At 45.4% G+C, this 13,721-nt stretch carries 8 protein-coding genes and 2 pseudogenes; 8 read left to right on the top strand and 2 right to left on the bottom strand.

Annotation, left to right across the window (positions count from 1 at the left end; all coding sequences use genetic code 11):
* From CH376_RS10420 to CH376_RS10395, 6 genes are all read left to right on the top strand, one after another.
* A complete protein-coding gene (locus CH376_RS10420) occupies positions 1–2,988 on the top strand; it encodes an LPS-assembly protein LptD (protein ID WP_100784437.1) in 2,988 nt (995 codons plus the stop codon).
* Between the two features lies 1 nt (position 2,989).
* Positions 2,990–4,405 (top strand): undecaprenyl-phosphate glucose phosphotransferase, encoded by a 1,416-nt coding sequence (locus tag CH376_RS10415; RefSeq protein ID WP_100784438.1) that lies wholly within the window; start codon positions 2,990–2,992, stop codon positions 4,403–4,405.
* A gap of 27 nt (positions 4,406–4,432) precedes the next feature.
* Positions 4,433–4,723, top strand: coding sequence for an Asp-tRNA(Asn)/Glu-tRNA(Gln) amidotransferase subunit GatC (gene gatC, locus CH376_RS10410; RefSeq protein ID WP_100784439.1), 291 nt, complete (start codon positions 4,433–4,435; stop codon positions 4,721–4,723).
* On the top strand, positions 4,720–6,183 hold the full coding sequence (gatA, locus tag CH376_RS10405; RefSeq protein ID WP_100784440.1) for an Asp-tRNA(Asn)/Glu-tRNA(Gln) amidotransferase subunit GatA: 1,464 nt from the start codon (positions 4,720–4,722) through the stop codon (positions 6,181–6,183). Before gatC ends, gatA begins: the two co-directional genes overlap by 4 nt.
* Positions 6,180–6,950, top strand: a complete 771-nt coding sequence (gene hisF / locus CH376_RS10400) for an imidazole glycerol phosphate synthase subunit HisF (protein WP_100784441.1) — start codon at positions 6,180–6,182, stop codon at positions 6,948–6,950. Before gatA ends, hisF begins: the two co-directional genes overlap by 4 nt.
* Positions 6,951–7,707: 757 nt before the next feature.
* On the top strand, positions 7,708–10,998 hold the full coding sequence (locus CH376_RS10395) for a chitobiase/beta-hexosaminidase C-terminal domain-containing protein (protein WP_165781689.1): 3,291 nt from the start codon (positions 7,708–7,710) through the stop codon (positions 10,996–10,998).
* A 404-nt stretch (positions 10,999–11,402) separates the two neighbouring features.
* Here the strand turns inward: CH376_RS10395 and CH376_RS10390 are convergent, their stop codons facing one another.
* Together CH376_RS10390 and rlmB are read right to left on the bottom strand one after the other, a co-directional pair.
* Positions 11,403–12,548, bottom strand: a complete 1,146-nt coding sequence (locus tag CH376_RS10390) for an esterase/lipase family protein (RefSeq protein WP_100784443.1) — start codon at positions 12,546–12,548, stop codon at positions 11,403–11,405.
* Positions 12,549–12,678: 130 nt separating this feature from the next.
* The gene (gene rlmB, locus CH376_RS10385; RefSeq protein ID WP_100788064.1) at positions 12,679–13,335 is read right to left on the bottom strand and encodes a 23S rRNA (guanosine(2251)-2'-O)-methyltransferase RlmB; all 657 of its coding nucleotides are present in this window, start codon (positions 13,333–13,335) and stop codon (positions 12,679–12,681) included.
* A gap of 47 nt (positions 13,336–13,382) precedes the next feature.
* On the opposite strand from rlmB, the pseudogene CH376_RS10380 reads away from it, so the two are divergent.
* Positions 13,383–13,571 (top strand): annotated as a pseudogene (locus CH376_RS10380) (CysS/YqeB C-terminal domain-containing protein); the annotation flags it as partial.
* Positions 13,556–13,721, top strand: a pseudogene (locus tag CH376_RS10375) (23S rRNA (guanosine(2251)-2'-O)-methyltransferase RlmB); the annotation flags it as partial. The pseudogenes CH376_RS10380 and CH376_RS10375, both read left to right, overlap by 16 nt.

Here is a 13,721-nt window from a genome sequence, read left to right as displayed (position 1 = left end):
ATGCACCTCCGTTTGATCCTGATTCTATTTTTACTTCTGCTTGGAATTCCAGTCTTCGGGCAGACGGAAGAGCAGATGCTTCGTTTGATAACGGGCGGAGCGACTGGGGATCAAAGTCCGTCTTCTTCTCCCAATGATGAAAAAAAACTGGCGATTCTTCGCGCCAAAAATCGTCTTTTAGGTAAATCGATCGATACGCTTCCCGATCGGGAAGTCGACGACCTGCTTCTTTCTCTGGGATTGACCCGGGAAGGTTCTTTGTTCAGCAGAAGAAAACGTCTGCGCTCCGCTTTGGAGGAAGCCCTTCCGGTTGCGGCGGACCCTCTTGCAAATCTTCCACAAACAAAAAAAGCGCTTCCGATTTCGATCGAGAACGCATCCGAAGGGGAACTCCTACAAGTGGATAAGAATAAATCCGGAGTTCTCGTTTTGAGAGGTCGTGTTCGGCTTAAACTTAGGTCCGGTTCGATCGAAGCGGAAACGATTACGGTCGACAGCGAAAGACAGGAAATCTACGCGGAAGGCGGGATCGTTTATAAGGACGGACGCGCGGTCGTAGAAGGCGATAAGTTCATCTATGATTTTCGTTTGGAAAAAGGGGTGGTCTATAAGACGAAAGGGACCTTTGCTCCGGCTCATTTTATCGGTGAAAAGCTCAAAAAACTGGACGACAAACGTTATGCGTTAGAGATGGGATACTTCACGATTTGTAACGCGGAAAAACCGCATTATTCCTTTAAAGTAAACCGGCTTTATATCTACGACGATAAGACCGTGATGGCGACTAACGTGCGTTATCAGGTCGGCGGAACGACCGTTCTCTGGCTTCCCTTCCTCTACAATAGCAACCTAGGAAACGGTTGGATCACGCAAGCGGGTAAAAACAACACACAAGGTTTGTTTATGCAGAATTCCTATCAGTGGTCGGTGATGCCTACGATCGCCGTTGCCCCGATGGGATATAAATTCAGAGCGGATTTTTACGAAAAGACCGGTCAGGCGTTTCAACTCGAGATGTGGAAACAGACTTCTTACTTGAACTACTTGATCGATATCGGTTACGCAAATCACAGAAATTACGCGATCTCTGGAGCCTACGAGGACCGCTTTCATAATTTTGGAATCGGGACCACTGCGGTCACGAACCAAGTCGATAAAGGGGCGTTGTTTCCCTACGATCCGAACAGCCCTTATCGAAAAGTAGGTCAGGACGTCGAACCTTGGTGGAAGGGAAGAATTCTTTTAAACTCAAAAACGAATAACACCGAAAAAGACGTTACCCGAAACATCAGCTTTCAATACGAAAATTACACGAACAGACTTTTCGACTACGAATACGGAAATCGTTACGAACCGTCCAACACGCTCCAATCCTTATACACTGCGAGAAACGTTCGTCAGGGTTATATCCGAAACACTCTGGAATGGAAGTTCGATTATACGGAAAACCGGGGCGATCTTTCGATCAACGTCGGGATGAAAAGAAATCTTTTGTATTATATCCTCAGTCCGACTGATAAGTCGGGTTACTTTCCGACCGTGGACGTTTTGCCGACGACTACGATCCGAAATTCTTCCGAAATAGGAAGGATTCCTTATTTTAACTCCGCAGTTTATTGGGACGCGTATTTGAACAATACGATTCTTCGGTATTACGGGGTTCCCACAAGAGAAAATATGAGCATTCCTACCTTGGACGGAAATTATCAGGATCCGTACGGAAATTATAAGGAGAATGTTCTAAGAACTCAATACTTCACACAAGGTGAAACCGGACTCAGGACCACTTTGAATTTCGGAAGTTATATGTCTTTTACTCCGAACGCTTTTTTCGGCGCTAAAAAACAATCCGCTACCGTTAGGAACAACGCTGCGGTCACGGGTGTTACGGATAACGCGTTCACTTCTTTGGAACGTTATCTTGCGAGAGAATCCTACGAATACGTAAGGATGGCCTCCAATTTAAGAATCGGGATTCCTTTGATTTTTTTGAATACGACGTATCGAAAACTCGAAGCCTACAAACCGGAACTGCAAGATCCGATTCTCGCTAAAACGAGGCAACACGAGCTGGAAATCTCCTTGGAAAGTTACGCGCTTGAGAATTTCGAAATTTCGATTCGGACCATTCGGGATCTTCGAAACTTTTCTCCGGATTATCAACCGCAGCCGACGAACCAAGATCGATGGTATTTTACCGTGGCCCGATTTTCGGGTTATTTCGACTTCCTGGACGGTTTGCGGCCTAAGCGAGCCTCCCTGCTCGAAAAGAAAAGGAGCTTTTACTCCGGCCTTTTTATCAACAATGACTACGTGCATCACACTCCGAAGGCAAAACCGCTTTCCAATAGTTTTACAGCCTCTTACAAGATGGGAGGTTTTACCCTTCCTTTTGTCCGTCTGATTCGCGAGCTGGAACTCGGGGGAACCTGGTATCACGTTTACAACAGTCCGATTCTTGACGGATATAGAATATTCGTAAAAGCGAATGTAGATTTTACAAGACATCTTGGGATCGAGGCTGAACTGGATTCCAGGGTTAGTCAGCCTTGGAGATATACAAATCAGGTAGGAAACACATACGATACTTTCTTTTACGGAAACGATCCTACGACCAGCGCTTCCACTTTGAATTTGGAAAGGACCACGCTTCAAAGAGACTTGCTCGATGGAACCGGAGTGAACGGGAACGGAGCGAAGCAAAACACGGCGCTCAATATAAATCGTTTTATGGGCACGATCAAATACAATCTCCATACCGCGAACTTCAGGCTCGGGTATAGTATGGATCTTCGCGCGGTTCCCGGTGGAAGAACGGACGGGCTCGTATCGTTTTACGATCAATCCGTATTCTTCTCCATATCGATTACGGATTTCTCTTTGGGTCAACAGGATTCTTCCGAGCTGACGAGAGTTCGTCTTTTCCGGTTTAGAAAACGTCCTTTCCAAGCCGGCGATCGCGCCGGAATTTCTTCGGAGAATCCATAGTATGCTCAAAGAAAGAAGTCAGACGTTTAAGTTGATCTTTACGCTTTTGGATTTTGTGACGGCTCTTTTCGGCGGAGCCATCGCTTTCGTTTTTCGATTTTATATCGTCGACGAATCCGGAATGGACGTACGTTATGTGGATCTTGAAAGTTACGTTTTTCTTTTTGTTCTGTTAGCTTTTTTTCAAGTGATCGTATTTATCGCGATCGATCTTTATCATCCGAGACGCGGCCTTTCCTTTATCGACGAATTCCTCACGATCGTAGGCGGAGTCTTTCTCAATTTGGTTTTTGTTCTCGCGGTGTTGTTCTTCTTTCGAGGGGATCTGGGAAGCGAACGATTTTCCAGATCAGTCATTCTTGCATACACGGTCATTAACACTCTGACCACGAGTCTGCTTCATTATTCCGCAAGAATTCTTCTTAGAACTCTTCGCAAACGCGGCTACAATCTGAGGAGCGTTTTGGTGGTGGGAGTTTCCGAAACTTCCAAGCGGTTTAACGACGCGGTCATCAAACACGGAATCTACGGTTACAAGATTCTGGGTTTTGTTCAGGCAAACACCGGAAAGCCCGTTCGTAAAGACATGAAGGTGATCGGTAAAGTGAGTAAGATCGCAAAGATTCTTGAAACGGAAAGACCGGACTTGGTGGTTTATACGCTCGAACCTTCGGAGGGAGATTATCTCAAGGAAGTTTTGGACGCTTGCGATCACGAAGGCATCGATCTCAAGATCGTTCCCGGTTTTCAAGAATTCATAAAAGCGCGAGGACGGGTTGAGGAGATGGAAGGTCTTCCGGTGATCTCGATCCGAAACATTCCGATCCGTCTCGGATATAATAAATTCATAAAGCGTCTTTTTGATCTTACGTTCTCGATTCTATTCATTCTCTTCTTTTCTCCGTTCTATATTTTGATGGCTTTGCTCGTTAAACTTTCGTCTAGAGGTCCGGTCTTTTATTATCAGGAGAGGGTCGGTCTGGATAATAAAAAGTTTAAGATGATCAAGTTCAGAACGATGGTCGTACAAGCCAAATCGCAGTCGGAGACGACCTGGACGATTCAGAACGATCCGCGCGTCACCGGAATCGGTAAAATTCTTAGAAAACTTTCCCTGGATGAAACTCCTCAGTTTTTCAACGTTCTTTTCGGCGATATGTCGGTCGTGGGACCGAGACCGGAACGTCCTCACTTTGTGGAAAAATTTAAGAACGATCACAGGCACTATATGAGGAGACACGCCGTGAAAGCCGGAATTACCGGACTCGCTCAGGTGAAAGGGCTTAGGGGAGATACTTCGATCGATGATCGGATCGCCGCAGACATTTATTATATCGAAAATTGGTCGTTATGGCTGGACCTAAAGATTATTCTCCTGACTCCATTTAAAGGAATCATGGACAAAAATGCCTACTAAAACACTCTGACTGCAAGGGAGAGAATCATGAACCTGAACGAAGATTCTTTGCAAAAAATCGCCGACCTCTCGCGTCTAAAAATCCGCTCCGAAGAAAAAGAATCCACCTTGAAGGACTTCAACAAGGTTTTGGAATACGTCGATCAAGTAAAAGGTCTGGACGTATCTTCGATCGGGGAAGACGAGATCTACTTTCAGCATGAAAACGCGATTCGCCCCGACCTCTCGGGAAAACACCTTACCCGGGAAGAAATCGAAAAGTTCGCACCGGCCTTTCAAAACGGCTACTTTGTCGTTCCTAAGGTGATCGAGACATGAACGAAATATTAAAAAAATCTTATACTGAATTGAAGGCCGCCCTCGGAGAAGGAAAACTCAGCGCCACGGATTTGGCGAAGGCTTGTATCGAAAGAATCAAGGAAGTGGACGGTTCCGTAAAAGCGTTTTTATCCTTGGATGAGAAGAAAATTTTGGAATCCGCCGCGGAAAGCGACGCGAGAAGGAAATTCGGTAAACCTCTTTCGGAGTTCGACGGTATTCCGGTGGCTATCAAAGATAATATCTGCATCCAGGACTCAGTCACTTCGTGTTCTTCCAGAATATTAGAAAATTATAAATCTCCTTTCAATGCGACCGTCGTAGAAAGACTTTTGGAAAAAGGTTTTATCCTTTTTCCAAGAACGAACATGGATGAATTTGCGATGGGATCTTCCACGGAGAATTCCGCGTTTCAAACGACTCGGAATCCTTTCGACCTGGAAAGAATTCCCGGAGGATCTAGCGGCGGCTCCGCAGCCGCCGTGGCTGCGTCTATGGTTCCTCTCGCGCTCGGTTCCGATACGGGAGGTTCCGTAAGACAGCCCGCTTCTCTTTGCGGACTCTACGGACTCAAGCCCACTTATGGAAGCGTTTCACGTTATGGGCTCGTTGCCTATGCGTCCAGTTTGGATCAGATCGGGCCGTTTTCGAAAGACGTGCAAGGTTGTATCGATTTGTATTCGGTTATCTCCGGAAAGGATCAGAGAGATTCGACTTCCGTAAATCGTCCGGGTTTTTCCGCGGATTCGGTGAAGGAGGCCGACTTCAAAGGTTTAAAAGTCGGCGTGATCAAGATGACTTCAGAGATCGATCCGGATGTTACAAAGGCGTATGAAACTCTTCTTGTTCAGTTGAAGGAAAAGGGCGCGACCCTCGTCGAATTGGATTTTTCCAAGTTCAGTTACGCGATCCCGATTTATTATATCATCGCCACCGCGGAATGTTCCTCCAATCTTTCCCGTTTTGACGGAATTCGTTTCGGACTGAGGAAAGATCCTACGGGAAAACTGGAAGATTTGTATGTAGATTCCAGAACGGAAGGATTCGGAGCGGAAGTAAAAAGAAGAATTCTATTAGGCACATTCTCCCTTTCGGCCGGTTATTACGACGCATACTACGGAACCGCTCAAAAAGCGAGGGTTCTGATTCGGAAAGAATACGAATCTTTCTTTTCCAAAGTGGACTTCATTCTCCAACCGACTTCTCCTACGACCGCGTTTAAGGTCGGAGAAAAAACCAAAGATCCCGTACAGATGTACAAAGCGGATATTTGGACGACGAGCGTCAACCTCGCGGGTTTACCCGCGATCAGCGTCCCGATGGGAAAAGACGGAAAAGGTCTTCCGATCGGTTTGCAGATCACTGCTCCTTATTTCGAGGAAGCAAAATTGTTCGGTCTTTCTCAATCCATTTCTAAATTAGAAGGTTTGAATATTCAATTTCCGGAAACGATCGGATGAGCAATTTGACCGCAAGAGTCATTCCCTGCCTGGACATCAAGGATGGAAGGGTCGTAAAGGGGGTGAACTTTGTAAACCTCGTCGACGCGGGAGATCCCGTCGAATCGGCGGCGATCTACGAAGAGAATCTTGCGGATGAGCTTTGTTTTTTGGACATTACAGCTTCTTCGGATCGAAGGGAGATTCTTCTTCATCTCGTAGAAAGGATCGCGGAAAAAATCTTTATTCCGTTTACGGTCGGCGGCGGAATTCGCACGGTCGCGGACGTTAGAGCCGTTTTAGAAAAGGGCGCGGATAAGGTTTCCATCAATACGGCGGCGTTTCAAAATCCGGAACTACTTCGGGAATCTTCGGAGATTTACGGTTCACAGTGTATCGTCTGCGCGATCGACGTTAAGTTCCAAAAGGAAAGAGATCGTTACGAAATCTTTTTGCACGGCGGAAGAACGGAAACCGGAAGGGAAGCTCTGGATTGGGCCCAAGAAGCCGCGGACAAAGGCGCCGGTGAAATTCTTCTCACTTCCATGGATCGGGACGGAACGAGGAACGGATTCGATATCAATCTTTTGAAATCGTTTTCTTCGGCTTTGGAAATTCCGATCATAGCTTCCGGTGGCGCAGGCAATCCGGAACACATGGTGGAGGCGATTCTCCGCGGAAAAGCGGATGCGGTTCTTGCTGCTTCGATCTTTCACTTCGGAGAATATTCGATTCGAGAAACGAAGAGGGCGATGCAGGAGATGGGCATCTCCGTTCGGCTCGACTGACAAATTACCGGCAAACTTCCCGTGAAAGCCAAACGTTCTAAGGCTACGAGTTTTTTCTTAGGAACGAGTTCGAAAGAGAATGATCCTGGAAGCGCTTGATTCTTTTCCGTTTCTAAAATCACTATGAAATCAAGTTTTCCTTTTTAGAATTCCTAAAATCTTCGCAGACTCGTTTTAGCGGAAAAGAAGCCTTGCCTCTTAAGAATTCACGTTCCGATTTTCAAATTATTTTTTAAACTTCATTAGAATTCCTGATAACAAGGTTTTTGAATCTTTTTGATTCATTTTTTCTTTTTTGTGCAAGAGTCGGTTATTCATTTAAAAACTGTTTTCTATTTTATCAAATAGAATCGTTTTTGTTTGATTCTTATTTTTTTAAAAAGAGAAACCTACCGTTCTGAGGAAATATGACCTTAGTATTTGTTTTTCTCGATTCTTTGCCGAATTATAAGCGCGTTAGGAATAATCGATAAATAAATTTCTTTCTTATCTTTTGTATCTTGTTGAATTCCATTTTAATCATTTTTTTTCTTCGAAGAGTGTATTTTTCAACTACGCTTAGTCCTAGGTTTGAAAATTCAAGAATTCTAATGCTTTTTAGCAGGGGTTGAACGCTTGGATCTACAGATAGGATAAAGTTAGAATTGGAGTAAGTAAAGGATGCCGTTTTGCATAACGCGCTCTTCCTTCAAGTTGTGAATCTATGAAAAGAGTTTTTCCCTCGTTTGTATTGTCCTTCCTCTTTTGTTGCGGTTGTTTGAAAACCGGTCATTCCGGAATCGGAAACACGATCCCGTTTATGATCATCGATATAGAAGGCACCGCAAGAATCAAAGGAACTTTCCTGGACGTCAACGGAGACGGTATTGCGGACGGAATCGATACCAACGGTAACGACGTCATTGATATGCTCGTTTCGGATGCGGACCAGGACGGAATCTTGGATTCCATCGACACGGACGGGAACGGTGTGACAAATTATTTCTTATGCCATCAGATGTCTCACTATTCTTCCAGAACCGGTAAGAATTGTACCGGCAATCCTCTTGCGTTTATAGATCTCGAAAAGGACGGGATCGCGGACGGATTTGATGTCGATAACGACGGCTCGATCAACGATCCGATTCTTAAAAAAATTCAGAATGATTCAGATCCACCTTCCATTTCTATTTCTTCAAACAATCTTCCGGGAATATATGGAAACGCTCAGAAAGTGAAACTTACCTGTTCGGATAACGTCGGTCCGGGATCAATCGTTTATACTCTCGACGGCAGTGTTCCTAATTTTTCTCCCTTTCAAGGAACCTACTCGAATGCTCCGACTGTGAATTTTAATATCGGATCCGATACCGTGAGCGGAGATTACAGAGCGAAATACATTTGCAGAGACTTAGCCGGGAACGTGAGTCCGATTCAGGAGGCTTTGTATCGAGTCGATACTACGCTCCCGGTGATAGTCGCGAATGCGACAGCCAATTTTATCAGCAACCAAACGGGCGCGATCAGTCGATCGGATATTACCTGGTCTTCCAATATTTCAGTGCTGTTTACGATTCGTTTCGGTGCGTCCGATTGCGGTTCGGGAGTGGAGCTAACAAGAGGTGTTTTATCTTCCGGAACGAATTCACTTTTTTCGGTTACGGCGGCCGGGAATTTTTCAGGAGAAGGAACGAAACACTTTACGATTTTCGGATATGTCGATTTGGACGGAGACGGTGTCTGCACTCCCGGATTGGATCGAATCGGTTCCAATTCGATTTCCATTCAAAGAGACGATACCCCTCCGTCAGTTTCGGTCAGTCCGGACGAAGGCAATTTTGGAACGGTTACTAACGTTTCCCTTTCTTGTTCGGATTCGGGAAGCGGTTGTGATCAGACCGTAGTAAATTCTTTGGTAAATGGAGTTCCTGCAAATCCAACGATCGATCCGCTCTCCGGCGCGGTCGGCACCGGGAGTCACTATTCCGGAACGGCCATTTCGACCGTTGATAACGCAACCACTTTCATAAAATTTATCGCAAGAGACAAGGCGGGTAATGTTTCTTCCGTTATTCAAAAGCGATATACCGTGGACTTAGCGACTCCGAACGTTACGGTCAATTCTAATCTTCGTTACGTTTCCGGTGGGAACGGCTCGATCTCCTGGCAATCGGATAGAAACGGAAACTTCCAAGTGATTCTGGGCGGATCCAGTTGTACGACCGGAACGGTTCTTGCGTCCGGTCCCATTTCCGCCGGAGGTCCCGATACCGTGAGTGCAATCGATAATTCACGGCTAAGCCTCGGCGATAATACGATTCGAATTTGTGTCGCCAGCGCTATCAACGTTGGAAACACCGCCGTTACGATTACAAAGGATCAATCGGCTCCGAACGTTTCCATCACTTCGCCGACCAGCGTAGGACCATTTCCGATCGGAACGAGCTTTATGGCTTCGTGTACGGATGTCGGCAATGCGGGGTGTGAGAAGCTCGCATACACGTTAGACGGAACATCTCCGGGATTTAATTCTTCCCACGGTATTTCGAACGGAAATCTTTATTCTGGTTCGGTCAGTCTATCGACTGCGGGCCAGTTTCAGATCAAAGTAATCGCTATAGATAAAGCGGGTAACGTTTCGTCGATAGCAAGCCAGACCGTGAACATAGGTCCGCCTCCCACCCCAAAAGGAGTTCTCGTCGGCGCGGGGAATACGAAATTGGTGGTTTCATTCATCCCGGTTGCAGGCGCTACGAACTATAAGGTCTATTACGCAAATTCGAGTGGAGTTACGGTCGCTGCCAGTTCGGTAACCGGGACGACAACTCCGATTACTATTTCCGGATTGACGAACGGTACCGCAAAATACGTTGCGATGACCGCGATTCACAACGGAGGAGAAAGTCCTCTGAGCGTTGAAAGAATCGGAACTCCCACCACTTCGATTCCGGGATCGACGACGGCGATTCATAAAGATATTTCCGGCTCGGTAGGTCAGGGAACCGATTCTGGAAAATCCCCTTCCGCGGCGATCGATCCGATCAATAAAAAACTGATCGTCGTTACGCAAAACGGAAGCAATGGGGATAAACCTTCTCTATTTCGTTGCGATTTAAATGGGAATTCTTGCCAGCACTTCGATATTTCCTCAGGTCAAGGCAACAGTTCTGGAAAGAATCCTTCGCTTGCAGTGGACGAGATCGGAGGAAAGATCTTGGTGGTTACGGAGAATGTAGCTCGCTCCTCCAAACCTTCGTTATTCCGTTGCGACTTGGATGGAACCAACTGCAGTCATTTTGATATTTCGGCGGGTCAAGGTTCCGGATCTGGAACGAACGCGAAAATTCTTATCGATCAACTGAACAGAAAACTCCTGGTGGTTACGAGCAACGGCGCGAACGGCATTAAGCCTTCCTTGTTTCGGTGCGAGATGGATGGTAGTAACTGTGTTCACAAAGATATTTCTGCGGGAGCGGGAACTCAGTCGGGTTATACGCCGAGTGCAGAAATTGATTATACCAATGAAAAACTTTTGGTGATTACGAACTACAACGGAAACTCTTATAAACCTTGGCTTTTTCGTTGCGATTTGGATGGAACCAACTGCGCCAATTTGGATTATTCCGCTGGTCAATCATTCATAGACAAGACGATTCCGGCTACTTTTGTCGAGCCTAACAGCGGTAAGATGATCACGTCCACGTTCGGATTTTCAAATTCAAATCTGTTTGCTTTTTATCGAAGTAATTTAGATGGAACATCCAACACGTTGGCTGCGGTTTCCTACGCGAATTCACCTCCCACGCCGGGGAATATCCGTCATTCTATGAGATACGATTTTGTAAATTCGAAGATCGTTTTTTCCTATTATGGAAACGGATATCAAAATCAAATTCTTCGTACGAGCCTGACTGGAACTTCTCCGACGCAACTGATTAACCAATCGGCCGATCAAGGGATGCAATCGGGATACGATCCGTACGGGGTGATCGATTTTATAAATGGAAAGTATCTCATTCTCACATACAACTATTCCCACAGTGGTAAGTTGAGTTTGTTTATTCTTTAAGAGGAGCAGAGTTTGCGGTGATGTGGAGAGAAAGGTTTCTCATACTGACTCAATACTTTGTTCTAAACTCAGGTAGAACGAATGGGTTTGCAAAAAAAGCAAGGCGCGCGCATTTTCTTTGACTTCGTCAAAACTACGACAATTTTTCCAAGAAAGTCGCGCGCCTCATCCTACGTAGCGACCCTTAGGGAAGCTACGTGCTGAGTTTTATGGGTGGAGGAAAGGCGGAATCACTCAACGCAACGCTCTCTACGGATCGCGTCGCAGGGAAAAAATCGGGCGACATTGCAGTATCGTATAAATAGAATCTTGTCAAAAACAAATGGCTCGCAGATTGCGTAGGAACAACGGCACTTTGAAATGATTGTAGAAGCTCCAAAAATCATACGGCCTTCGTGTAATTCCTAAAAGGTATTGATAAGAGTAATTACTTCGTTGAAGTACGTATTTCTCGCCGTATTATTCACATGGTTTCGAAACGAAAGTTGCGCGTGATCAAAATCTTTTGTGATCTGGCGGACTCCCGGAAGTTTTGTGGACATCTTTCCACTCGTCGTTGTCACGATTCCGTCGCTCTTATTCGTAAAGCTCGGACTCCCGTTGCTCAAAAAAGTGCAACCGATCGTATAAATAGAATCCGAGCCCGCATGACCGTTACAAACACTCATCGCTCCGTAAAACGCAGTTACCCTTCCGTCTCTGGAAGAATCGGAAAGTAATCTTTCGAGATAAAGATTGTAGGCGCCTTCCACGTATTCGCTCGGAAGCGGAACCGAGTAGCTAGTTCCGAGTGCGTTCGTATAAGCGAGATCTTTTCCCCCTTGAGTCCCTGTCATAAAACCGATAAGATCGCCTAACGTTCCAAAGTTTCCTTGATAATTGGAAGAGGCGAAAGGAGAACCTAAGTAGGGGGTTCCCAAAGAAACAACAAAATCGATCACGTCCTTTGTATTGTTCTGGTGATAGAGAGCGGAACGGCTTACAAGTCCGCCCATAGAATGCGCAAGAAGAATCACTTTGTCTTCCGGTGTGAAAACGAAGTTCAGTTTATCGATGAATCTTCTTCCGTTGTTCTCCACAAAATCGGAAGTTCTGTAAGTGAACGTGTAGAGTTCGTAACTCGTCTGAACTCCGGATATATTTTGAGAATACATTTCCAAAACGTCGTCCCAGGTTCCTCGGAGATTGGAAACTTTCGTGAATTTATCCGTCGGAGGGTCTATGTTTTTTTCCTTAAAATCCCATCCGTGTATCAAGACGATCTTCGGTTTTGCTTCCTTCAAGTCCGGAGTCGCGACCGCGAATTGATCCGCGGAAATCTGAGACTTCAAGAGAACGGGAGCCAAAGGAAGGAACTTATAAAGTTCGTGATTGGTCTCAGCCCAAAAAGCAAAGGTAAGAGCGCCCAATATCTCTTCCGCATAACTTTTTTCCTTTTTCAGATTGAGTTTTTCCTCCAACTTATTCAAAGAAAGATCGGAGCAGGAATTAAAAACGCCGATTCCAAAAAGGAAAATCGCAAAATTAAAAAGTCGTATGTATGATTTCATCGATTTCCATTGAGAATGGAAAAATAAAAAATGCAAGAGTTAAATCGAAATAAAATTTTACAAAAGAGAATTAGAATCTCCTAAAGGACTTTTCATCCGAGGGAAACTAAGACAAGATCGAACGTAGAAATCACTTTCGGTTTACGAGTCTGTCTAAAACGACTCCGGTCGCGACGGTTACGTTTAAAGAGGAAAGGTTTCCGTGCATGGGAACTCTCAAAACGAAGTCGGATTTTTCCATCAGAATTCTTTTCACGCCTTCGCCCTCGTTTCCCATCAAGACTGCGAGTTCTTCCAAGTCAGGGAGTTTGGACCAATCCTCGTTTCCTCGATCGCTCGTGGAAACGATCCAGTAGCCGTTCTCTTTTAGAAGTTCAAGAGTGTTCGCCAGATTTTTTACCGTAAAAATTTTTAAGAAGGAAAGGGCTCCCGAAGAAACTTTTTCGACGACCGGCGTGATTCCCGCGGATTCTCGATCCGGAAGAATCACGTTCTTGATCCCGAAACACTCTGCGGTTCTCAAGATATTTCCCAAATTTCCGGGATCCTGGATTCTATCCAAAATGAGAAACGCTCCCGGTTTGGAAGGAAGAATTGTTTCCAAATCCTTTTGATCCAGAGTGGATTCTTTGCTCGAAACTTTAACCGCGACCAAACCCTGATGATTTCTTCCGGGGACAAGAGCGTCTAACTTAGAAACGGAAACCTTATGCACCTTTACGTAAGAAGGGAGTTTTTTGAGAATCTTATCCACGATCTCGGAACCGGGATTTTCCTTCACATACAACTCGGCGAAAGGAATTCATTGAGTTATTTAATTATTACAATCGACTTTTCGACGTTCTCTCGTTCGAATCAAAAAAAGATCTCGTCGATTCGGAGATAGATTCCCTCATCGAAGAAAGACAACTCGCAAGAAAGAATAAGGACTTCGCGCGTTCCGACGCGATACGAGATCAACTCTTGGCGCAGGGGATCGTAATCGAAGACACGAAAGATGGACTCCGCTGGAGGAAAAAATAGCCAGACAGGAATACATCTTCGGGAAGAGAACTCTGATCGAATTGACGGAGGCTCATCAAGGAAAGGAACATTCCTTTCCTTTCGCCGAGTTGTATGTGAAGGAAAATCCCGGTTCCGAGATCGTGGATAAGATTCTCAAAAAACTCCCTT

Origin of the sequence: Leptospira adleri, from assembly GCF_002811985.1 — a bacterium.
Taxonomy (GTDB): domain Bacteria; phylum Spirochaetota; class Leptospiria; order Leptospirales; family Leptospiraceae; genus Leptospira; species Leptospira adleri.
Note: the sequence above shows the minus strand (reverse complement) of the source record. Positions and strands in the feature narration are given on the sequence as shown.